Annotated in this window: 18 protein-coding genes; 4 read left to right on the forward strand and 14 right to left on the reverse strand. The window is 67.9% G+C overall.

Going from position 1 to position 22,450, the window contains the following annotated elements:
• Positions 1–15: 15 nt before the first annotated feature.
• The 7 genes from BM417_RS45190 to BM417_RS45215 all read right to left on the reverse strand — a co-directional run bounded on the left by BM417_RS45190 (position 16) and on the right by BM417_RS45215 (position 7,026).
• Positions 16–3,126, reverse strand: coding sequence for a hypothetical protein (locus BM417_RS45190; protein ID WP_218164779.1), 3,111 nt, complete (start codon positions 3,124–3,126; stop codon positions 16–18).
• Positions 3,127–3,256: 130 nt separating this feature from the next.
• Positions 3,257–3,955: a hypothetical protein gene (locus tag BM417_RS45195; RefSeq protein WP_093606293.1), complete on the reverse strand. Its 699-nt coding sequence runs from the start codon at positions 3,953–3,955 to the stop codon at positions 3,257–3,259.
• Positions 3,956–4,069: 114 nt separating this feature from the next.
• A complete protein-coding gene (locus tag BM417_RS45200) occupies positions 4,070–4,366 on the reverse strand; it encodes a WXG100 family type VII secretion target (RefSeq protein ID WP_093606294.1) in 297 nt (98 codons plus the stop codon).
• A gap of 56 nt (positions 4,367–4,422) precedes the next feature.
• The gene (locus BM417_RS45205) at positions 4,423–4,764 is read right to left on the reverse strand and encodes a WXG100 family type VII secretion target (RefSeq protein WP_093606295.1); all 342 of its coding nucleotides are present in this window, start codon (positions 4,762–4,764) and stop codon (positions 4,423–4,425) included.
• Positions 4,765–5,096: 332 nt separating this feature from the next.
• Positions 5,097–5,981: a DUF2199 domain-containing protein gene (locus BM417_RS45210; protein ID WP_177320984.1), complete on the reverse strand. Its 885-nt coding sequence runs from the start codon at positions 5,979–5,981 to the stop codon at positions 5,097–5,099.
• A gap of 72 nt (positions 5,982–6,053) precedes the next feature.
• Positions 6,054–6,248 (reverse strand): hypothetical protein, encoded by a 195-nt coding sequence (locus BM417_RS47390; RefSeq protein ID WP_143139099.1) that lies wholly within the window; start codon positions 6,246–6,248, stop codon positions 6,054–6,056.
• A 124-nt stretch (positions 6,249–6,372) separates the two neighbouring features.
• Positions 6,373–7,026, reverse strand: a complete 654-nt coding sequence (locus BM417_RS45215) for a helix-turn-helix transcriptional regulator (RefSeq protein ID WP_143139100.1) — start codon at positions 7,024–7,026, stop codon at positions 6,373–6,375.
• Between the two features lie 500 nt (positions 7,027–7,526).
• Here BM417_RS45215 and BM417_RS45220 point away from each other — a divergent pair, with 500 nt between their 5' ends.
• Complete coding sequence (locus tag BM417_RS45220) at positions 7,527–10,583, forward strand: AfsR/SARP family transcriptional regulator (RefSeq protein WP_093606298.1); 3,057 nt, start codon at positions 7,527–7,529, stop codon at positions 10,581–10,583.
• Between the two features lie 22 nt (positions 10,584–10,605).
• Here the strand turns inward: BM417_RS45220 and BM417_RS45225 are convergent, their stop codons facing one another.
• The 4 genes from BM417_RS45225 to BM417_RS45240 are packed head-to-tail and all read right to left on the reverse strand — an operon-like array spanning position 10,606 to position 15,318.
• The gene (locus BM417_RS45225; protein ID WP_093606299.1) at positions 10,606–11,514 is read right to left on the reverse strand and encodes a carbohydrate ABC transporter permease; all 909 of its coding nucleotides are present in this window, start codon (positions 11,512–11,514) and stop codon (positions 10,606–10,608) included.
• Positions 11,511–12,818: an ABC transporter permease gene (locus BM417_RS45230; RefSeq protein WP_245822855.1), complete on the reverse strand. Its 1,308-nt coding sequence runs from the start codon at positions 12,816–12,818 to the stop codon at positions 11,511–11,513. The genes BM417_RS45225 and BM417_RS45230 overlap by 4 nt, the downstream gene beginning before the upstream one ends.
• 17 nt (positions 12,819–12,835) lie before the next feature.
• On the reverse strand, positions 12,836–14,113 hold the full coding sequence (locus tag BM417_RS45235; protein ID WP_093606301.1) for an ABC transporter substrate-binding protein: 1,278 nt from the start codon (positions 14,111–14,113) through the stop codon (positions 12,836–12,838).
• Positions 14,110–15,318 carry an ABC transporter ATP-binding protein gene (locus BM417_RS45240; RefSeq protein WP_093606302.1) on the reverse strand — a complete coding sequence of 403 codons (1,209 nt, stop codon included), beginning with the start codon at positions 15,316–15,318 and terminating at the stop codon, positions 14,110–14,112. Before BM417_RS45240 ends, BM417_RS45235 begins: the two co-directional genes overlap by 4 nt.
• A gap of 176 nt (positions 15,319–15,494) precedes the next feature.
• Here BM417_RS45240 and BM417_RS45245 point away from each other — a divergent pair, with 176 nt between their 5' ends.
• Together BM417_RS45245 and otsB are read left to right on the forward strand one after the other, a co-directional pair.
• A complete protein-coding gene (locus tag BM417_RS45245; RefSeq protein ID WP_143139101.1) occupies positions 15,495–16,778 on the forward strand; it encodes a sensor histidine kinase in 1,284 nt (427 codons plus the stop codon).
• Between the two features lie 375 nt (positions 16,779–17,153).
• On the forward strand, positions 17,154–19,676 hold the full coding sequence (otsB, locus tag BM417_RS45250; protein ID WP_245822857.1) for a trehalose-phosphatase: 2,523 nt from the start codon (positions 17,154–17,156) through the stop codon (positions 19,674–19,676).
• Between the two features lie 62 nt (positions 19,677–19,738).
• Here otsB and BM417_RS45255 read toward each other — a convergent pair whose 3' ends face one another.
• The gene (locus BM417_RS45255; protein WP_093606304.1) at positions 19,739–20,323 is read right to left on the reverse strand and encodes a helix-turn-helix transcriptional regulator; all 585 of its coding nucleotides are present in this window, start codon (positions 20,321–20,323) and stop codon (positions 19,739–19,741) included.
• Between the two features lie 186 nt (positions 20,324–20,509).
• Here BM417_RS45255 and BM417_RS45260 point away from each other — a divergent pair, with 186 nt between their 5' ends.
• On the forward strand, positions 20,510–21,196 hold the full coding sequence (locus tag BM417_RS45260) for a response regulator transcription factor (protein ID WP_093606305.1): 687 nt from the start codon (positions 20,510–20,512) through the stop codon (positions 21,194–21,196).
• A 4-nt stretch (positions 21,197–21,200) separates the two neighbouring features.
• On the opposite strand, the gene BM417_RS45265 is transcribed toward BM417_RS45260, so the two are convergent.
• The gene (locus tag BM417_RS45265) at positions 21,201–21,824 is read right to left on the reverse strand and encodes a helix-turn-helix transcriptional regulator (protein ID WP_245822859.1); all 624 of its coding nucleotides are present in this window, start codon (positions 21,822–21,824) and stop codon (positions 21,201–21,203) included.
• 63 nt (positions 21,825–21,887) lie between these two features.
• Entirely contained in the window at positions 21,888–22,139 is a 252-nt protein-coding gene (locus BM417_RS45270; RefSeq protein WP_093606307.1) for a hypothetical protein, read from the reverse strand.
• Positions 22,140–22,450 lie beyond the last annotated feature (311 nt).

Consider the following 22,450-nt stretch of genomic DNA (forward strand, 5'->3'; position numbering starts at 1 on the left):
CCTCTTCGGTCATGGTCATTCGAGGACTCCCGTCGGCTTCGCGACCTTCACGCGGCCCCACGCCGACTCGCGCTCGTTGAGAAGGTCGGCTGCGGAACGCTCCTGCGGTTCGGCGTCCTCGTCCTCGTCTTCGCCCCGCTCGATCCGCTCGATCCGCTCGGCCTCAGCGGCCAGCCAGGCTTCCCGCTGATCGACCGGCACGGAGAACTCGTCCCCGCACGACCTGTCCGGCACGAAGCTGTCGACGACCTTGGGCCCTTCCTCGCCCGCCTTTCGGCGCCGGTAGGTGGCGAGCGCGATCGACGGCTCCACGTCCCACAACGGGGTTTCTTCGAGTTGGGCGTCGACCGTCGGTCCCTCGGCGTCCCAGCCGGACTTGTCGGACTTGTCGGACCTGTCCATGACGAACGGCGTCGTCACGCCGGCCAACAGGAGGCCCGTTCCGCCGGTGTCCCACGCACTGGTGTCGAGCACGGCGTCGTCCGGCCTGACCACGACCACCGAGTCGACGCCGGGCAGCGGTCCTGGTGCACCGCCCCTGAGCACCAGGCCGCCTGCCTCGTCCTCGTCGTCCTGGACGTTGCCGTCCGCGTCGACGTGAGGGAACTCGGAGGTGGGCAGGGTGGTCGAGCCGGTCCCGTTGGCGGACAAGCCGTTGCTCGTGCCGTTGGGCATGGTTCCCGGCGGCGTGGCACCGGTCGGCGGCACATTCGTGAGCATGGGAGCCAACGCGGCTGCCGCCGTGACGCCACTAGCACCCAGCACCGCAGCGGTCGCCGCGGCCGACGGCCCGTCCTGCACGGCCGGAACGACATCGGAACTCGCCGCCCATCCGGCCGGTGCAGCCGCCGGTGCCAGGTCGACGGACCCTGGCATGACAGCTTCCAGCGTCAACTTCTCAGGCGCGACAACGAACTCAGGCGTCTCGGCGTCCGGAACCACGAGCTCGGGGTTCACCTCAGCCAGCGTCTCCGGCGTCACCGCCCAAGGCGCGGATCGCGCAGCCGGCGTCATTGTCACCTGGTCCGTGCCCGACGGCGGCGCGGACTCCCACGACCCGGTCTCGCCGCCGAGCAACGCCGACGAGTCCGGCCGTTCCGCAACCGCAGCGGGCGTTCCGGCGCCCGGCGGAACCACCGGCGGCGGCACCACGGGCGTCTGGTCCGCGGGCATTAGCGCCCACGACTCCGACGTCGCCGACTCCGACATGTCCGAGGTGCCACCGACCCGGCCGTCGTCACCCGAACCGGTCCACGGCGCGTTGACGCCGCCGAGCAGACCCGATGAGTCCGGCCGCTCCGCGGTGCCACCGGGCTGGCCTCCCGCGCCAGGAGGCGGCGGCATCATCGGCGCACCAGGCGGTACCTGCTGCCCCGGCGGGGTCGTCAGGTCGACCGCAGGCGGCAGGCCAGGCAGTTGGAGTCCCTCGCCACCAGGCACCTGGACACCGGACGAGCCGGAATCACCCGTCGCCCAGTCCTCGGGCGCCACCACGGGCGGCGGTACCTGGCTGAGGTCGAGCGAGGGCGGCTTCGCACCCTCCCACGGCTTCGTCTCGCCACCGAGCAGGCCGGACGAGTCCGGGCGCTCTGCAGCAGAACCACCAGGCTGACCACCCATGCCCGAAGGCGGCGGCATCATCGGCGCACCAGGCGGTACCTGAGCACCGTTGCCGCCACCGGTACCGGTCGACGGCGGCGCGGCCCAGTCCTCCGGCTTCGTGAGCGGCGGCTTGACCCCGCCGGGGTCGCCGAGCGGCGGTGGTGAGCCCGCTTCCCACGGCTCCTTGACGCCGCCGAGCAGACCCGACGAGTCCGGCCGGTCAGCGCCCGCACCGGGTCCCCCGCCACCCGCACCCGCGGGCGGCGGCATCATCGGGGGCGGCGGCACAGCGCCACCGCGATCGTTGAGCGCGTTGCTACCAGAGGGCCCCTCGATGCCGAGAGCCGGCGGCCTCGGCACGTTCACGTTGTTGCCAGTACCGCCATCGCTGCCGCTGGGCGGCGGGTTCACGGCCAGGGCCGGCGGCACCTTGATGCCACCAGTGCCACCGCCAGTGCCACCCGTGCCACCACCGGTACCGCTCGGAGGCGGCACGCTCAACGGCGGCGGCTTCGGGATGTTGCCCGTACCTCCGTTGCCGGCACCACCCGTCGGAGGCGGCGGCACGTTGAGAGACGGCGGCTTCGGCACGTTGCCGGTACCACCGGGACCGCCACTACCCGTACCGGGAGGCGGCGGCACGTTGAGAGATGGAGGCGGCGGGATGTTGCCACCACCGGCACCGCCAAGACCACCACTGGGACCACCACCCGTGCCAGGAGGCGGCGGCACGTTGAGAGACGGAGGCGGCGGGATGTTGCCACCACCGGCACCGCCAGTCGGAGGCGGCGGGATCTTGGGCGGAGGCGGGGGCTGGTTGCCATCACTGCCGGGTGGCTGCGGCGTGACGTTGAAGTCGGCGGGGTTCGGCGCCGTCACGCTGTTGGTGTTCATTACGTACTGCTGCGCGAGGATCCGGACGATCTTCTTCATGTCCTCGGTCATCTGCGCCACCAGCTCGGGGTAGTCCGAGATGCGCGCGAGGCCGTTGCCCATCGTGACGCCAATGGAGCGGACGTAGTCGGCGTAGTAGACGTCGACCGCCTTGATGGCTTCCTGGGCCCATTCCAGGTGGTTTCCGCTGTTCCACAACTGGGCGGGCACGTTGTTCGTGCCGACGTACTCGCCACCGTTGATCTGCTGGGCCTTGGCCTCGAGTTTCGCGGAGAACAGGAGGTTGATCGAGCGGAACGCGTCGGCGGCGGGGCTCTTCCACGCGCCGTTCTCACCGGCGAGGGCTTCGGTCTGCAGCCGGATGTTGTCGCTCACGTGCTGGAGTGCCCAGCGCGCCCGGTTGAACACCACGGAAGCGTTGCGGATCGAGTCGGGGTCCGCGAAGGAGGGTGTGCTCGTCGGAACAGCCCCGGCTGGAGCGGCCGAGTAGCCGACGACGGCAGCCCGGATCTGCTTCCAGTCCCAGCTCTCGTAGTCCTTGTTGTCGGTCAGGTTCGCGGTGGGATCCGCGAAGATCCCGCCGTTGGGACCGAGCTTGAAGCCGTCTTTGTCATACACGCCGGGAGGCATCGCACACCCACACCTTTACTCAAAGAAAGACCTGCCAGGCCGCCGCCTTCGCCTGGCAGGCACCGGAACCACGCACCGCCGAACGTGGTGTGCCGGGCCCGGCCGGCCGGTCCCGACTGGTCGAGACCGGTCAGCTGGCCGCCCCGAGCGGCAGGTTGCTGACCTTGGCCTTCACGCTGCCCACCATCGACGAGAACTCCTTCACGTCGAGCTCGGTGAGCTCGTCCGCGGTCTTGTACTTCTGCGCGATCTCGAAGCATCGCGCCGAGACCTCGTCGATGATCGTCTCCGCTTCGACGAACACCTGGCGGGTGGACTCGAGCAACGTCGCGGTGTTCTTGCCGCTGGCCCCGCCGAACACCTTGGACTTGAAGTTGTTCGCGGCGCCGAAGTTGCCCGCCCCGAAGCCCCTCGTCGCGAGGTCGTCCAGCTCCTTGATCGCCTGCGTGATCACCCGCTTCAACGACCTGATGTTGTTGGCGTAGAGCTTGATCGCGTCGACGTTGATGACCTTGACGCCCTTACCGGGCGTCTCGGTGCCACCGGGAACTTTGGGCGCCGGGGGGAGCGGCGGATGGTTTCCCTTGTGGATGTCCCACGGGTCGCCTAGCTGGGTATTGCTGGTGTCAGGCTTCCAGTCGGGGTCCGGCTTCGGTGGGGAGCTGTCGCCGCTCCAGATCACCGTGTCGCCGTTCTCGTACTTGCCGACCCAGCTGCCGTCTTCTTGCTTCGTGGCGCCCTTGAAGTCTTGCTCACCGTGGCCCATGGGGTGTTGGGCGCCGTCCGGGGGTTCACCTATCACGGTGCCGGGTGGCTTGTCCTTGGCCATTCAGCACGCCTCCTTCATCAGGTCGGTCACAGGGCGTCTGTCGCGAACCGCAGCCGGGTGGACCGATCCACCCGGCTGCTGGGCCGCGCCACCACCCGTGAGTTACCGGGGTGCTCAGCCCCAGCTGTCGGTGATGGCCGACTCGGTCTGGTTCAGCCGGGTCGTGACGTTCGTCAGGATTTCCGACCCCATCTGGAGCGACACGGGCATCGCGGCCGCGGCGTTGTCCCAGCGCGTCTTCCGCGCGTTGTACGCGTCCCTCGAAGTGGGGCTCTGCCAGGCGGCCAACGAACTCTGGAGGGACGTGTGCAGGTCGTCCAACTCCCGCTTGACCCTGGTGTTGGCGTCCATGATCTCGGCCGCGACGCGCTGATTGATGGCGCCGCTGTAGGTGTACGTGGGCTGACTCACGATTCGGTTTCCCTTCTAGGTTCCAGGTTCGCGAGGTGTTCGGGGAATTCCGCGATCTAGAGACCGGAAAGGCCGCCGAAGGTGCCGGCCATCCTGGCCGAGGCTTCCGTCACTTCGTCCGTCGTGTCGGCGTCGCTCTTGCCGACGTGCTGCGCGCCGTCCTGCATGATGCGGATCATCTCCCTGAGCGCCGACTCGATGTCCGTGACGTTGGCGAACCAACTCGTGAACGCGCGCTTGTACTCGTTGGCGGCGCCACCGGTGAAGGTGCCGGACAGGCTGTTGATCGAGGCCTCGACCTCACCGCGCTCCCGCTGGACGGCGCTCAGGGTCTGCCCCATCCGCTCCGCCGCGGCGAGCATTCCCTCCCTGGTTACCGAGTTCTCGGCACTTGTCATCGCTGCTCAACTCCCTCAATGAATCTCACGACGTCGCCGGTCAATGTCCAAAAGAGGACAGCTGCCACCGATTCATCATCGTTTCGCGTGAACTGGACGAACAGTCCGGCGAAGCCACCGGGTGGGCGGGCGACCACGGATGCGCTTCAACGGTGGGAGCGTTCTCGCTTCCAGTTCCGGACGTTAATCATCGAGACACAGCTCACGCAACCAAAGTTGCAGCTCACCAAAGCAGCTCTGCCCGAACGTGTCGCGACTGTGTGCCCTTTCAGACATCAGTCCAGCTCAAAACCCGTCGCGCATCTCAGTTCGCAGTGTGCGCAAATCGAGTCTCAGCCGTGATGACTGACGGAACGCAACATGTGCAGCGCCCACTTCTGGTCGTCCGGATCCGTGAAGAAAGCACCGAGGCTCAACGCGGTGCCCTCCCTGACCACGTGGGCGTAGAAGTCGCGCTGCGGACGCCCGTCGACCACCGTGTCCACCCAGAAGGCGTGCGTGATGTCGTCGGCGGTGGGTGTGATGAGCGTCTGCTCCTTCGGCACGTCCGGCGCGCCCTTCAGCAGGTCGCGCAGGAACTCCGCGGGCGAACGCCGCTCCTTGTCGGTCAGCACGTCGACGAACACCGACCGGCCTGGCTTGCCGAACCGCCAGGTGCCGTCGTTCAGTCCTGCCGCCGTTCCCTCGCCTCGCTCGACGCTCCAGTGCCTGCTCACCCTGGCGCGGATCGCGACCGGCAACGGGTCGGGGAACCAGTTCAGCACGACATCCCGGTCCCACGTTTCGGTCAGCATTCGGTGCAACATCGGATGATCCGAGTTCACGATCGTCGGCGGCTCGTCCATCGCGCGGACTGAGGCCATGACCTCAGCGCCCCGCAGCGTCGCGGTCCACGGCTTGAGGTCGTTGCCCAGCGCGCCGTGCAGGACCAGACCGTCCCAAGTGGAGTCACGCCAGGCGGCGAACGCACGCTGGAAGTCCTCCTCGCGCAACTCCAGCCACGTCATGTACATCAGCGTCGTCCCCCCGGTGAGCATCACCGGCAACAGGCATCGCACGAACGTCGGCCCGGCTTCCAGGCGCAGAAAGGCCGCGTTGGGGTTGGTCTCCTTCGACGCGACCGCGCCATCGGGCAGGGGCACGGTCAAATCGATGCGACCCGGGCTGTTGATCGCGGCGCCACAGCAAGCGCACTGCTCGACAGGTGGTGTCGTCACACCGTCAAGGCTATTTCGTCGCCGGTCGAGCCGAGACCGCTTCGCCGCCCGGATGACCGGAAGGCCTCTCAATCACGCCCGTTCGCGCCTTGTGCGGACGCGCAGTGAACCTCGCAGTGAGGTACGAGCGTCGTCGTCCTCCGGATCGTGGGCAATACCAAGAAGAACGCCGTTCTCGCTCATTTCATATGCATCCGCCGGACGAGCGAATTCGTCCATCGACGAACCAGGCTCGGATCCGGGCATTGCGGTCTCGAAGCTGTACATCTGCTTCTCCTCGTCGGTCCTATTCCAAACCAACAATGCCCACGAATCCCACCGATGTGGGCGTTCCCGAGCCGAGAGTGCCTCAATTCCCAGCGAACACTTCCCTCAGGAACCCCGGAACGTCTCAAATGGCGCCGACGCGCATCGCGTACGACACCGCATGCGCGCGATTACGCAGCCGCAGCCGGCTCATCACGTCCTGAATGATCTTCTTGATCGTCCGCTCGGAATAGTTGAGCTCGCTCGCGATCCGGGTGGTGTCGTAGCCCTCGGCCAGCCGCCGGAGCACCTCCACCTCGCGCTCGGTCAGCCCACCGGCCATGACTCCCTGCGACGTCAGCATGTCGAACTGGGACGACCGCACCTCGTCGACGAGCCACCGCACCAGCACGTCCGGCACGACCGCCCGTCCCGCGGAACTGGCCAGCACCGCACGAACCACCTGATCCGCCGTCACACCGCGGTACGGCAGCACGCTCACCACACCGGCCCCGAAGAGCTGCGGCAGGTACCGCTCCCGCAGCGGGCCCGCGACCAGCACGATCCGCTGCCCCGCGGATTCCTGCGCAGCCAGCTCGTCGACCACCGCGTCGGTCACCAACTCGGCCAGCACCACGACCACATCCGCGTCGACCCACTCGGTCGCCAGCACACCCAAGTCCTGGCGCGCGGTCAGTGCGGCCACCACCTCGCCGCCCAGCCCCGCATCACCCGCCAGCACCGTCACGGCCACCCGAACGGGTCCCGCGGGCGTCACTCTTGCCATCGCCTGCGACATCACTGCACCTCATCCACCACCACTGCAGATTGAAGGGTGCAGAAAAACACAGCACCGTCAACAGGTCGTCGACACGGCGTCAACGAATTCATGCACGGCCGTACCAGGAATCGCGCCAGATCGTCCGGCAGTAGTCCGAAGATCTTTCAGGACGAGCGCGCCGCCGCACCCAGAACGGGAAGAACCCGCAGTTCACAGACCTAACACGAGCGAACCACAAACTCTCCCCCGCCTGGTCGAGTGCCGTTGACAGCCTGCCGCCGCATCGGGCGAACGGAGTCGCGGAACCGTGACCGTGCCGCGATTTGCACTGCTACGAATAAATCATCAGCCATCAATGCGACCGCACCGGACGCCGGGCCGGATCCGGGAACTGCGCTCCGGCACCGGCGCGCCCGCCACGACGAAGCGGCCGAAGGGTGAACGGCGCAATGAACTGTGCCCTGACAACCCCCTGCCAAGCTTGAGCCGAACGGGGCACAGAGACGTAACATGCGCATATGGTCGCGTTCAACTTGCCCGAGGCGAGCGAGGAACAACCGCGGACCGGCAACGGTCTAGCGCTCGCGGTGCTCGGCTCGGTGCGGGCGTGGCGCAATGGGTCCGAACTGGACGTCGGCTCACCTCAGCAACGGCTGACGCTCGCCGTGCTGGCCCTGGCTCGCGGCCGGGCGGTGCAGGTACCGGAGATCATCGCGGCGCTGTGGGGAGATCGCGAACCACAGGCCGCGCGCGGCACTGTGCGAACGTACGTACACCGGTTGCGCCGGGTCTTCGACGACGCGTCCGGCACGATGAATCCGTTGCGCTCGGTCGGCAACGGCTACCAGCTCAAGATCGACGACCAGGCGTCCGACCTCGGCCGTTTTCTCTCCGCGCGCCAGGCCGCCGCCGAGGCCAGGTCCCACAAGGACCCGCACCGCGCGGTGGCGCTACTAAGGGAAGCCACCGGCGAGTGGCACGACGACGCGCTCGCCGGCCTGCCCGGCGAGTGGGCGGAGACCGAACGCCAGCGCTTCAAGCGACTCGGCATCCAGACCATCGAGACACTCGCCGAACTCGAGCTCGAACTGGGCCACAGCACGGAGGTCGCGGAACGGCTGACCGTGCTCGCGGAGGCCGAACCGCTGCGAGAGCACGTGCACGAGCTGCTGATGCTCGCCTTGTACCGGGCCGGCCGCCCGGCCGAAGCACTCACCGTGTTCGAAAGACTGCGCCTCACCCTGCGCGACGAGCTCGGTGTGGACCCCGGACCCTCGCTGCGGACCTTGCACGAACGCATCCTGACCGCCGACGTCACGCTGCTGCCGCAGCCGGACGCGGGCCCTCCCCCGGGCCCGCCTCCCCTGATCCGACCCGCCCAGCTGCCCTCCGCGCTGCCCATGTTCGTCGGCAGGCGCACCGAGCTAGACGACCTGACCGCGAGGTTGTCCACCGCACCGGTTCCCGGCGTCGTGGTGGTGCACGGCACCGCCGGCGTCGGCAAGACGACGTTCGCGGTGTACTGGGCGAACCACGCGGCACCGTCCTATCCGGACGGCCAGCTCTACGTCAACCTCCGCGGCTTCGAGGCCGGCGGCGTCGCGAGGAAACCGGAGGAGGTGCTCACCGAACTCCTCGACGCGCTCGGCGTGCCCAAAACGAACCGGCCCACCAGCATCGACGCCCTGACCGCGCTCTACCGCAGTGCGCTGGCCGACCGGCGCGTGCTGGTTCTGCTGGACAACGCGCGGACGAGCTCACAGGTGTTGCCGCTGCTGCCGGGCGGAAAGCACTGCGTGGCCCTGATCACCAGCCGCATCGAACTGACCGGCCTGGTCGCCACCACCGGTGCACACGCCGTCACCCTGGACCTGATGAACGACCAGGAGTCGGCAGAGCTGATGGCCGCACGACTCGGCGCGAGCCGAGTCGCAGCGGAACCCTGCGCCGTCCGGGAGATCGCGGACATCTGCGCCCGGCTCCCCCTCGCGCTCGCGGTCGTCTGCGCCCGCATCGCCAACAACCCCAGGCTGCCGCTCTCCGACGCCCTGGACCAGATCACCCGTCACGCCGAGAACCGGTTGGACGTGCTGGGCGGCGCTGACCCGAGCACGGACCTGCGCTCGTTGCTGTCGTGGTCGTACCGCGCCCTCAGCCCACAGGCCGCACAACTGTTCCGGCGCCTGTCCTTGTTGCCGGGAGCCGAGTTCAGCCCGCACGCGGCTGCCAGCCTCGCCGAGTTGCCCCTGCGCCAGACCACCGCGGTCATGCAGGAGCTGACCAGGGCGTGCCTGCTCACGCCGCAGCGAGGCCGCTACAGCTGGCACGACCTGTTGCGCGACTACGCCGAGGAACTGCTGGAGGACACCGAGAGCACCGAGGAGATCCGCGCGGCGCACCGCCGTCTCTTTGACCACTACGTCCTGCTCACCAAGGCTGGCACGAACGGCATGGACCCGAACAGCGAGGACCAGCCACCGCCGTTGGAGATCGCGCCTGGGGTGCTGCCGTGCAGGGAGTTCGACGAGCAGTCGTCGGTGGCCATGTTCAACACCGCCTACGAGACCGTGCTGACCCTCATCCACCTCGCCGCCGAGACCGGGTTCGAGCAGCATGCCTGGCACCTCACCTGGTACACGCGGCGCTACCTCGACTGGGCCGGTCGCATCGACGACCTGGCCACCTGCAACCAGGTCGCACTGGAAGCCGCGCAACGAACTCAGGACCAGCGCGGGGCCGCTTACGCCTACCGCGGGCTCGCGCGCGTCGCCTGGTGGAACAACAACATCGACACCTGCCTGGCGTACCTGGACGCCGCCGCCGCTGCGTTCAGGGCCGTCGGCGACCGTCTCGCGGAGGCCTACACCCACCGCCAGGCGGTGGGCGTGCTGGCCGCCGTGAAGCAGAACGACGCCGCGCTCGACCGGATCGAGCTGGCGCGGGAGCTGTTCTGCGCCGAGAATCGGATGGACCTCGAACGCGGGCTGCTCAGCGCTGCCGCCAAATGCCTGTTCCAGCAGGGCCGCTATTCCGAAGCGATCGAAGCCGGATACGTGGCGCGCGAACGCAACCACGAACTGGGCGGCAAGGACGACCTGTCCACCGCGCTGAGCGTGCTCGCCTACGCCCACGCACACCTGGGCAACTACCACGCGGCCGTCCAGTTCATGGAGGAGGAGATCGAGGTCCAGCGCGGCAGCGAGGAGTTCACCGGCCCCAACTACGCGGCGAGCCGGCGCGGCCTGCTGACCATCGAGATGATCCAGTTCGGCCGGATGCTCTTCGCCGCGGGCGAGCACGAGCGAGCCGAGCGTGTGCAACGTGAAGCCCTGCACCGGCTTCGCAACGAGCTCACCGATCTCTGGTCGACCGCGGACCTGGTGTCCGGCGGCGAGCGCCACGCGGTGCTGGCCGACCTGGACGCGTTGCTGGCCGTGGACCTGCCGGACCACGACTGGCACGCTGCCTGCGAGGCGATCTTCCACCGTGCGGACCGGGTGACGAACCCCTTGGGGTCGTTGCACTGGCTGAACGATGAGCTGCCACCGGCAGAGAACGGTGCCCGGCCGGCGTGATCACGACCAGGCACCGCGGGTTCTACTTGGTGGATCCCGCCAGCACGCCCTGCACGAAGTAGCGCTGGAACGCCAGGAACACCGCCAGTGGCACCACCATCGACAGGAACGCGCCACTGGCCAGCAGGTCGATATTGGTGCCGAACTGCCGCAGCTGACCCCGCAGGGCGACCGTGATCGGTGCCGAGTCCTGGTCCGCGAACACCAGTGCCACCAACAGGTCGTTCCACACCCAGAGGAACTGGAAGATCGCCAGCGAAGCCAGGGCAGGCTTGGCGACCGGCAGCACGACCCGGCGGAAGATGACCCACTCGGTCGCGCCGTCCATCCGTGCCGCTTCCACGAGATCACGCGGAATCCCCGTGAAGAAGTTGCGCAGCAGGAAGATCGCGAACGGCAGCCCGAACGCGACGTGGAACGCCACGACTCCCGTGATCGTGCCGAACAGGTCCAGCGCACCGAACAGCTTCGCCACCGGGATCAGCGCGACCTGCACCGGCATCACCAGCAGACCCACCACCCCGACCGTCAGCCAGATCCGGCCGCGGAACTCGATCCACGCCAGCCCGTACGCCGCGAGTGCCGCCAGCACCACCACGAGGATCGTCGACGGCACCGCGATGTAGACGGTGTTGAGGAACGACTGCAGGATCGTCGCGTTGCCCATGAGATCCACGTAGTTGTTCAACGTCAGCTCGGCTGGCTTGGTGAAAACGGCCCACCAGCCCGACTCGCTGTTCGCCCGCTCACTGCGCAGAGACGCGACGAACAGACCGAACACCGGCATCAGCCAGAACACCGCGACCAGCGCGAGCACGACCTGCACCGCGCCGTTGCCCAGCCCCGACATCGCACGGGACAACACGCCCCGGCGTGGCGTCCCGGACACGCTCAGCTCGACGACGCGAGGCTTGTCCTGCACCAGAGTCACGTCTGCTCCCGTCGGAATCGGCGGATGTTGAACAGCATCGCGGGCGCCACCAGCAGGAACAGCACCACGGCCAGCGCGCTGCCCGCTCCCTGGTCACCGCCAGAGCCGAAGGAGACCTGCCACATCTGCAGCGCCAGCACGTTCGCCTCCTCCTGCACCGAGCCGGGCGCGATGACGAACACCAACTCGAAGATCTTCAACACGTTGATCACCAGCGTCACGAACACGACCAGCAGCACAGGGGTCAGCAACGGCACCGTGACCCGCTTGAAGACCTGCCACTCCGTCGCGCCGTCCACCCGCGCCGCTTCGAGAGCGTCACGCGGGATCGCGGAGAGGCCGGCGGCGATGAACGTGATCGCGAACCCGGTCATGATCCAGATCCAGGACGAGATGATCACCGGGGTGATCAGCGACGGCCCGAGCCACGTCAGGCCGCGGAACGGCAGCGCGAAGTTGCTGGGCGGCAACCGAAGCGCGTAGTCGCGGTTGGCCAGGTCCGGGAACGTGAAAATGCCGTTGGACCCGGTCGTGGTGCGCGCGACGACCTTGCCGTCGGCCACCGCCTCGACGATCACGCCGGGCAGTCCACGTTCACCGGAGTCCGTTTTCGCCGCCATGCCACCGGCAGAGACGTCCAGCCACACAGCACCGCGCAGCTCGTCGGAGTCCGCGGCCGGCAGTGCCGCGTCGGCCGCGGTGTCCGGCAGCTGCTGGGGCTGGAACCCGACCATCGGCACCGTGACCACGTCACCGGGACGGAACGACGAGTTCGTGGCGTACCCGTCCGGTGTCGCGGTGATCGGCGCACCCTGCCGCGGACGTGCGCCCGGGAACGACGACTGCGCGGCGAACATGTCGTGGACGCCAACCGCGACCGCGTTGACGATGCCCTGGTTCGGGTCTTCCTCGTAGACCAGCCGGAAGATGATGCCGGAAGCGAACAGCGAGATGGCCATCGGCATGAAGAGCACCAGCCGGAACGCCGTCGCCCAGCGGATCCGCTCGGTGAGCACCGCCAGGATCAGCCCGAGCCCGGTGACCGCCGCCGGTGCCACCACGACCCAGATCACGTTGTTCTTGAACGCGGTCAGCGTCCTGGGGTCGGTGAACAGGTCCACGTAGTTGCCGAGTCCGACGAACTCGTCACCGGTCCGGTCGAAGAAGCTGCGCACCATCGAGTACAGCAACGGGTACACGACGAGTGCGCCGAGCACGAGCAGTCCTGGCAACAGGAACGGGATGGCCTGCCTCGGGGAACGGCCGGGGATCCGGTCCGGCCGCGCCACCCTTTTGAAAGGCACAGGCTTCGCTGCTGCCGTCATGCGGCGAACGCCTTCGCTGCCTCGGCTTCGAGTCGCTGCATCGTGGCGTCGATCGCGGCCGGGTCAGCCAGGAAGTCCTGCAGCGCCTTCCACTCCCCCGCGCCCTTCGTGCCACCGAACGCAGCCGGGGCGAGGTCGGACATGTCGAAGCGCACGTTGTCGCCGGCCTGCACGAGCTGCCGGGCGAGCTCACGGCTCACGTCGTCGGGGTAGGTCTCCGCAGGCACGTTCTTGTTGGGGGACAAGAAACCGCCGAGCCCCGCCCACACCGCGGCGGCGTCGGCGGAAGCAAGGTACTCCATAAGCTTCGTGGTGGCCTCGTCGTCCTTGAACTGCACCGCCATGTCGCCGCCCGCAACGACGGCAGGGGCGCTGCCGTTGATCGACGGGAACGGGAAGAACCTCGCGTCAACGCCGACCTTCGCGGACGTGCTCGCGGTGATGACACCGGAGACGAAGTCACCCTCGAACACCATCGCGGCCTTCTGCGGGTTCCCGAAGACGTTCGTCACCGACTTGGGGAACTCGGTCTGCAGCGCACCAGCGGAGCCACCTTCAATGAACTGCGGCGAGCCGAAGATCTGGGCCAACGCCTGCAGCGCCGTGCGCACCGACGGGTCGGTCCACGGGATCTCGTGCTTGCTGAGCTTGTCGTAGTTCGCAGGTCCGGCGGTGCGCAGGTAGACGTTCTCGAACCAGTCGGTCAGCGTCCACCCGTCCGCACCCGCGATCGACAGCGCCGGCGTGCCCGCGTCCGACAGGGTGCGCGCAGCCAGGACGAACTCGTCCCACGTCTTCGGCTGGCCGACCCCGGCCAGCGCCAGCGCGTTGTTGCTGTACCAGACCGTGGACTTGTTGGCGGCCTTGAAGTACACGCCGTAGAGCTGGCCCTTGACGCTGCCGAGCTGCTTCCACACGCCGGCGAAGTTCGAGTCCACGGCGGCGGAGACGCTGGCGGCGACAGGCTTCAGCTTGCCGTCGGTGGCGTACCGCGCGACGAGGCCGGGCTGGGCGACGAGTGCGACGTTCGGCGGGGTACCGCCCTGCAGCCTGGTTTCCAGCACGGTGGGCAGCTCGTCGCCGGCCGCGGTGTAGGTCACGTCGATGCCGGACTTCGCCTCGAACTTCGCGATCACCTGTTCGAACCGCGCCTGCTCGTCGCCGGACCAGGTGCCGACCACTTCGACGGACTGCCCGCTCTGGGCCGGCGTACCGCCGGAACAGCCGGCCAGCACCAGTGCTGTGGCGACCGCTGTGATGCCGAGGATTCTCATCGCTGTTCTCCTGAAGTGGTCCAGATGGAGGACCCGGTCACCGGGTCGAAGAAGTGAAGACGCGAGGTGTCGACCCAGGTGGCGACCTGCTGACCCTCGTAGACGTTGGCGCGGGGCGAGAACCGTCCAACCAGGACGGTGCCCTTTGACGATGGGTGGAGGTCCGCGATGCCCGCGTCCTCGGCCAGCAGCCGGGTGTCCTCCGTGTTCGCCGGAGGTGCGTCGATCGGCAGGTGCACCAGCACGTCGGACCCCATCGCCTCCACGAGGTCCGCCACGGAGTGCAGGAGCTGTCCTTCCTGCGCGTCGGCGAGTGAGGCGTCCTCCATGTCCTCCGGCCGGATGCCGACGACGACCTCCTGGCCGACGTAGTCCTTCAACGCCGGGCGTGCGTGCAGCACCGAGTCGGGCAGCAGCAAAGTGTCGGAGTTCAGTGACACCCAGTACCGGCCGTTGACGTGGTGCAGCCGTGCCATCACCTGGTTCATGCCCGGTGAGCCGATGAACCCGGCCACGAACAGGTTCGCGGGGCGGTCGTAGAGCTCCTGAGGCGGCCCGACCTGTTGCAGGACACCACGTTTCATCACGGCCACCCGGTCGCCGAGCGTCATGGCCTCGGTCTGGTCGTGCGTCACGTAAACAGTCGTCACGCCGAGGTCGCGCTGCACCCGTGCGATCTCGGCACGCATCTGCACCCGTAGCTTGGCGTCCAGGTTGGACAGTGGTTCGTCCATCAGGAACACCTGCGGGGAACGCACCATCGCGCGGCCCATCGCGACCCGCTGACGCTGGCCGCCGGACAGGTTGCGCGGCTTGCGGTCGAGGTGCTCTGCGAGCTCCAACGACTCCGCGACCTCGCGGACACGTTCGTCGATCTTCTGCTTGGACAGCTTGCGCAACGTCAGACCGAACGCGATGTTGTCGTAGACGTTCAGATGCGGGTAGAGGGCGTAGGACTGGAAAACCATTGCCACGTCCCGATCACGAGACGGCACGTTGTTGACGACCCGCTGGCCGATCCGGATGTCGCCCTCGGTGATGTTCTCCAGTCCCGCGATCATCCGCAGCGCTGTGGTCTTCCCGCAGCCGGACGGGCCGACGAGCACCAGGAACTCACCGTCGCGGATGTCGAGGTTCAGGTCTTCCACCGCGCGGGTGCCGTCCGCATACGCCTTGCCGAGCCCGGTGAGGACTACCTCTGCCACACCTTCTCCTCGCTCTCTGGCGGCCTGGAGCGGCCGGTGCGTGGACGGTATTGCGAGGTTCCTTAACGGTCCCTTAAACGCGGAACACGGTTCGACCGACTCGCAACGCGGGGATGACGTCGTGGCAACACCAGAACTACCCTTCGTGTCATGTCGCAGGTTCCGGTGGTGGTCCGGTGAAACGGGAGATGACCAGGTCGTTGATGTTGGCGACCGGCCTCGTCGCGCTGGTGCTCGTGTGTGCCGCGTCCGCACTTCTCTTGTGGGACAACGTCCGTGGAGCCGAAGCCGCCGATCGTCAGGACCTCGCGGCGGTGACCGCGGTAGCGGCGGTGACCCTTGACCCGGACGACCTGCGTGCCGCGGTGGCGCGGACGGCCGCCGGCGCGGACGGCCGGATCGCCGTCCATCTCGTGCTCGGCGACATCATCGGCTCCGGCCGGGCGACCCACGCGGAGGTGGCCATGGTGGCGGCGGGCGCACCGGCGCCGTCGTCGTGGCGGGTGCTTCCGGGTCGCGCCGTCATCGAACTGACAGAGCCCGCCGCCGTGGTGGACATGGCGACGGTGGGCGAGATCGGGCTGCTCGTGGTGGCCGCCGCCCTGGGGAGTGCCGCCGCCGTTGCGTTGGGAGGCAGGCGGTTCAGCCCGCTGTTGCAGGACATGCGGACGCTCGCCGACGCCGCACGGGCCGGCGGGACGCGGGTGCACGCGACCGGACCTGCCGAGCTGACCGACCTCGCGGCGGCCGTGAACGAGGTAGCCGATCGCGCGGATCGTTTACTGGCCAACGAACGCGAGATGATCGCGGACGTGTCGCACCGGCTGCGCACGCCGTTGACCGCACTGCGCCTGGACATCGACGTCCTGGGCGACAGCGTGGTGGCGAACCGGATCCGCGGCGCGGTGTGCGCGATGGACCGCGACGTGGACCTGATCCTCGAGTCGCTTCAACCGGTCGGACCTGGCCGGGTTGCCGAATGCGACCTGACGGCTGTGGTGCGGGCACGCATGGCGTTCTGGGCGGTGCGCGCCGCCGACCAGGGCCGGTGGTGCGAAGTGGACGTCCCGGATGGACCGATGCAGGTCGAGCTGGCGAAGGACGACCTCGCCGCAGCTGTGGACACGATCCTGGACAACGTCTTCCAGCACACGCCGGAGGGTTCGCCGATCGCGGTCGAGGTCGTCGAGCACGCGGGCTGGATCACGTTGGTCGTCGAGGACGGCGGGCGCGGTGTGTCCGCACCGGACGAAGCGGTGCGGCGCGGGCGCAGCGGCGGCCGTTCGACCGGACTCGGGCTCGCGATCGCCCGTGCCGCCGCGGAGTCCACCGGCGGGTCGCTGCACGTGGAGCGCGGCAGGCTCGGCGGGGCGCGGATCAGGATGAGGTTCGGCGAAGCGGGCAGGACGTCCCATGACTCCGGGCCGCGCGCGTGGCGACTCTGGTACACCGCCCGTTGACACGGGGTGGGTGCCCGCCGCCCGGGAAGGGGTTTGGCGGCGGGCACCAGCCTCGCGCACAGCGCGGGGTGTCGCCTGCGCGAGCTCACCGCCCTCAGGCGTTCTGCACACCCGAGGAACTGCCGGCCGTGAGGAGTATCGGCCGGACGTTTTCTGCAATTCGCTGACTTTCAGGATCCACATTAAATCTCCCGCCACCGCCTTACCAGCCTTTGAAGCCGAAGTAGAGCGCACGGGCAAATTACTGTGCGTCGCAGGGCAAGCGGGTTTCCGGAACGGAGGTGTGTGTGCTTGCCTGCACGGTGAGTCCGGGTAGGCGGAGGAAAACTAGTGACGGCTCTTGCAAGTAACTTTCACGGAATCAGTGCGACGACCGTGCAGGCATTGCCGGTCGAGCTCCGGCAATCGTTGACGGGCATCGCCAGGACGCCGCACCTGCTGGTCGCGTGCGACTACGACGGCACGCTGGCCCCGATCGCCAGCACACCCAACGAGGCCTTCCCTGACCAGCGTTCGATGGCCGCACTGCGCTCGCTCGCCGGTCTGCACGCGACGACCTGCTCGGTGATCTCCGGGCGTGCGTTGCGCGACCTGGCCGCGCTCTCACGGTTGCCGGGCGAGGTGCGCCTCGTCGGGTCGCACGGCTCGGAGTTCGACGTCGGCTTCGTCAACGTGTTGTCCGAGCACACCCGCGACACGCTCGCCGCGCTGCACCGCGAACTCGAGGCGCTGGTCAGGGTGACACCGGGCGCCCTGCTCGAAGTGAAGCCCGCCGCCGTCGCGGTGCACTACCGCAACTGCTCGGAGTCCGTGGCACAGCGGATGTTGAAGGTGCTGGAGGCCGGTCTGCGCACAGCGGTGGATCTGCAGATCACGCACGGCAAAGCGGTCGTAGAGTTCTCGGTCGTCGAGACCGACAAGGGCTGTGCACTGGATGTGCTGCGGCACGAGGTGGGCGCGACGGCGGCCGTGTTCCTGGGTGACGACGTGACGGACGAGAAGGCGTTTGCGCGCCTGTCAGGGCCGGATGTCGGCATCCGCGTGGGTGCCGGCCAGTCGCAGGCGTCGTTCCGCGTGGCGGATCCGGCCTCGGTTGCCGCAGTGCTGGCGTTCCTGCTCGAGGAGCGACGGGCGTGGTTGCACGGTGATCAGGCTGTACCGATCGAGCGCCTGACGATGCTCGCGAACGAGCGTTCGGTGGCTCTCGTGACGCCGGATGCCAAGGTGAACTGGTTGTGCCACCCGGAACCTGATTCTGCGGCGCTCTTCGCGGATCTGCTGGGTGGTCCCAGTGCCGGTCACTTCTCGATCAAGCCGGAGCACGGGGCATTGCCGTTGGGGCAGCGTTATCTGCCGGGCACGATGATCGTGGAGACGCGGTGGTCGCGGTTGCTGGTGACGGACTACCTGGAGCACGACCTGGCTTCGCACCGCACGGATCTGGTGCGCAGGATCTCCGGTTCGACGAGCGCGGTGATCACGTTCGCGCCGCGACCGGAGTTCGGCCAGGTGCCGGGGCGGTTGGTATCCGAATCGGATGGCCTGCGCGTGGTCGGCACCTCGGACCCGATGGTGCTGCGGTCGCCGGGCCTGGTTTGGGAGATCACTTCCGACGGTGTGCACGAGACCGCTTCCGCCGTGGTGCGGCTGCGGGAGGGTGCTCCAGTGGTGCTGGAGTTGCGTTGTGGCACCGACGACCTGTCCGCTGCTGTCGCGGAGGAGTCGGCGCGGCACCGCCGTGCGGCGAGCTATTGGTCGTCGTGGGCGGCCGGGCTGACGTTGCCTGCGGTCGAGCCCGATCTGGTGCTGCGATCGGCTTTGACGTTGCGCGGTCTCGTGCACGTGCCGACCGGCTCGATCATGGCCGCGGCGACCACGTCATTGCCCGAGGAGCTGGGAGGCGTCCGCAACTGGGACTACCGCTACTGCTGGCTGCGTGACGCCGCGATGACCGCCTCCGCGCTGGTGTCGCTCGGGTCGTTCGCCGAGGCGGAGGCCTATCTCGGCTGGCTGCACGGTGTGCTCGCGACGGTGCCGGGCCCGGAGCGGCTGCATCCGCTGTACACGTTGCACGGCACGCAGCTCGGTGCCGAGGCCGTCATCGACACGCTGCCCGGTTACGCGGGTTCGCGTCCAGTGCGCGTGGGCAACCTCGCGAACCAGCAGGTGCAGCTCGACGTGTTCGGTCCGGTCGTCGACCTGGTGGTTTCTCTTGCCACGGCACGGGGTTCGTTGTCCGACGAGGACTGGACGATGGTGCACGCGATGGCCGAGGCGGTCTCGCGGCGCTGGCACGAGCCCGACCACGGCATCTGGGAGGAGCGGCACGCGCCGCGCCACCACGTGTACTCGAAGGTCATGTGCTGGCTGACGATCGACCGCGCGATCAAGCTCGGCGAACAGTTCGGCCGTGCGCTGGATCCGTCGTGGATCGCTCTGCGCGACATGATCGCCGCCGACGTGCTGAAGAACGGCTGGAATGACGAGGTCCAGTCCTTCACCACGGCCTACGACGGCGACGACCTCGACGCTGCCTCGCTGTTCGTCGGCCTGTCCGGTCTGATCGCCCCGGATGACGAGCGCTTCCAGTCGACCGTGACGGCGATCGAGGCCTCGCTGCGCTCCGGCTCCACCGTCTACCGCTACCGCCGCGACGACGGCCTGCCGGGCGACGAGGGCGGCTTCCACCTGTGCGCTGCCTGGATGATCGAGTCTTATCTTCTGACCGGCCGACGCACCGAAGCAGAAGACCTCTTCGCCCAGATCGTCGCCGCCGCCGGCCCCACCGGCCTGCTCCCCGAGGAATACGACCCGATCACCGAACGCTCTCTCGGCAACCACCCCCAGGCCTACTCTCACCTGGGACTGATCCGCTGTGCCCAGCTACTCTCGCAGTAAGTAAGTCGAAGCGCCGGGTCTGCTCACTGCAGACCCGGCGCTCGTCACACCAATCCGGTTCGTCACACCAGCCCGGCGCGTACGGCCTGCGCCACCACTTCAAACCTGTTGCGCGCACCGCACTTCTGCACGACAGCCTGCACTCGATTGATCACTGTTCGGGGCGACAGCGACACCTTCTTGGCGATCTCGTGGCTGTCCCAGCCGTCCGCGACGAGATTCAGCAGCTGGACGTCCCACGCGTCCAGGTCCGCCACCGGAACGTGATGACCCGTCGCGCGCATCTCGTCCAGCGCCTCCCACAGCTCCTCGTCACCGGTGAGCTCGAGCGATGCCGTGATCACCGCGTTCACCAGGCGATCGCGGTCCATCGTCTTGCGAGGCAACACGGTCACCACCCCGGCCCGCACCGCCGCGTCCAACGCCTCGTCAGGCATGTTGTCGAGCGCCAGCACCACGACCGCGCCGATTCGCCGCGCCGTTTCCCCGAGTGATTCGAAGAAGAAGCCGTCGACCAGGCCTTCGACCGCCACGAACACGTCCGCGGGTGAATCCGTGGCAATGCTGATGTCGGGATGCGATGTCAGCCAGCTCTCCACCCCAGCGGTGACGACCGGGTCGGCCTCCGGCAGGCGCACCCGGATCACTCAGATTCCACCTTTCGATTGCATCCGTTCGCACGTTGTTGTCTCAGGGGATATCAATCCATGCCCTTCCAACCCGCATGCGCCGCCGGGGCGGCTTCCGCGCCGAAACGCCGGGCAGTATCTCGCCACAGCCCCTGTTCACCTGGAGGGCCGTACCCGGCCGTCCGCAGACGCACGCGAGGTCGCATGCAATCCGTTCTGCTCGTCGAAGACGACTGCAGCATCAGAGCTGCCTTGCACAGCGCGTTGACCGAGCGCCGGTTCTCCGTCGTGGCGGTCGCGACCGCCGCCGAAGCGCTACGGGAGACCGCCGCCGGCCCGGTGGACATCGTGCTGCTCGACCTCGGCCTCCCTGACCTCGACGGCACCGCCGCGCTGCGCATGATCCGCGGCATCAGCTCGGTCCCGGTGATCATAGTGACCGCGCGCCGCGGCGAGACCTCCATCGTGCAACTGCTCGAGGCCGGCGCGGACGACTACGTGGTCAAGCCGTTCTCCGCTGATCACCTGGTCGCCCGCATGCGCGCGTTGCTGCGCCGCACTTCCGCAGTCGACGCCCAGGAACAACGCGTCATCGCCGCCGGGGACCTGCACATCGACCTGAACGCGCGCAGCGCGTCGTTCCACGGCCAGAACCTCGCCCTCACCAGGCGCGAGTTCGACCTGCTGGTCTACCTCGCCGAGCGCCCGAACCGCGTCGTGACCAGGCGGGAACTGTGCGACCAGGTCTGGGCAGCCTCCGAGAGGGCCAGCGACCAGACCATCGACGTGCACTTGTCGTGGTTGCGCCGCAAGCTCGGCGAAACCGCCGCGAACCCCCGTTACCTGCACACGGTTCGCGGCGTCGGCGTGAAGCTGGTCGTGACGACCTGAACCCTCAGATCACGCCGGCTCGTGCCGCGTAGGCGACCGCATGCGCGCGATTGCGCAGGTTCAGGCGGCTGATCATGCCCTGGATGATGTTCTTCACCGTGCGCTCGGAGTACCACAGCGCCTGCGCGACCTCGGTGGTGTCCTTGCCGTCTGCGATCAGCGTGAGCACGTTGATCTCCCGCGGCGTGAGGCCGGAGCTGGTCAGCCCGTTGGGCCGCAACACCGCGTCGTGCAACGTGTGCACCTGGTCGAGCAGCGGCCCGATCAGCTTCGCCGGGATCTCCCCTGCACCGGCGGCAACGGCCGTGATGGTTCTAATCAACCGGTCCCCGGTCGCCTGCGCCATCGGCACGACCGCGCGCACCCCCCATTCGACCGCGCCCAGCAACTGCGACTCCCGCAGTTCCTGCACCACGAGGACGATCGGCTTGGTGAACTCGGGCATTTTCTCCCGAAGCTCTCGCAAATCGGAAATCCTCAAGCGATCGTGCACCACCACGAGAACATCCGCGTCCTGCCACTGTTCCACCAGAACAATGTCGACAGCTGGCTGTCCACGCAGCAGCGCCATCACTCCGGCCCCCAAAATTGGAGTTTGGGCCTGCACAGCAACCGGTGTCGCATCCACTCGACGGCCTCCTTGCCATTTCGCATCGAGTGCAATCATGAGGGACTCTCTCTTAACACCTCCTTAAAAGAAATTCACGACTGACGGGTAACCCGCGGGACCCGTCTGCAGGCTCCGCAACACCAAGCCGGCGTGGAACGCCATCGCCTCGGAGTCACGGCGCTCCACGGCGGCGATCAGCTCCTCGCCCGCCACCACTGAAGCCAACAGGTCCACGATCTCCTCCGCGCGCTCGTCGTCGTGCTGACGCACCAGTTCGCGATGCACCTCGAGCAACAGAGCGTCCTCGACCGACCGTGGGTCCGGAACCGCCATCGCAGCCGTCCTTTCAACAGAATTGATCAAGACCTTGGCGAACCAGACGTCGGATGACCAGCCTCAGACCACGTTCTTGCCCTGATAGACGTAGAACCCAGTCCCCATGAACCACAGGTCACCCGATTGGACCGCGCTCACGCCTCGGAGCCCTTGTGCCACCCCTGCCCACCCGTAACGCGCGGCGCGGTGGTGACGATCGTGGCCAGCGCAGCAGCAGTCCGAGGAATCACCGTCGGACAGCGGCCGGCGGCCGAAACCAGGACCGATCCTGCTGCACGTTCAACAGGGGCAACCGCAACACGCCCGGA

It is taken from the genome of Lentzea waywayandensis, assembly GCF_900115955.1.
GTDB lineage: Bacteria > Actinomycetota > Actinomycetes > Mycobacteriales > Pseudonocardiaceae > Lentzea > Lentzea waywayandensis.

What these genes read in the sequence shown, in the direction of transcription:
- BM417_RS45190 (WP_218164779.1), bottom strand. Translation starts at nt 3,126, where the DNA reads ATGCCTCCCGGCGTGTATGACAAAGACGGCTTCAAGCTCGGTCCCAAC.
- BM417_RS45195 (WP_093606293.1), bottom strand. Translation starts at nt 3,955, where the DNA reads ATGGCCAAGGACAAGCCACCCGGCACCGTGATAGGTGAACCCCCGGAC.
- BM417_RS45205 (WP_093606295.1), bottom strand. Translation starts at nt 4,764, where the DNA reads ATGACAAGTGCCGAGAACTCGGTAACCAGGGAGGGAATGCTCGCCGCG.
- BM417_RS47390 (WP_143139099.1), bottom strand. Translation starts at nt 6,248, where the DNA reads ATGTACAGCTTCGAGACCGCAATGCCCGGATCCGAGCCTGGTTCGTCG.
- BM417_RS45215 (WP_143139100.1), bottom strand. Translation starts at nt 7,026, where the DNA reads ATGTCGCAGGCGATGGCAAGAGTGACGCCCGCGGGACCCGTTCGGGTG.
- BM417_RS45220 (WP_093606298.1), top strand. Translation starts at nt 7,527, where the DNA reads ATGGTCGCGTTCAACTTGCCCGAGGCGAGCGAGGAACAACCGCGGACC.
- BM417_RS45235 (WP_093606301.1), bottom strand. Translation starts at nt 14,113, where the DNA reads ATGAGAATCCTCGGCATCACAGCGGTCGCCACAGCACTGGTGCTGGCC.
- BM417_RS45260 (WP_093606305.1), top strand. Translation starts at nt 20,510, where the DNA reads ATGCAATCCGTTCTGCTCGTCGAAGACGACTGCAGCATCAGAGCTGCC.
- BM417_RS45270 (WP_093606307.1), bottom strand. Translation starts at nt 22,139, where the DNA reads ATGGCGGTTCCGGACCCACGGTCGGTCGAGGACGCTCTGTTGCTCGAG.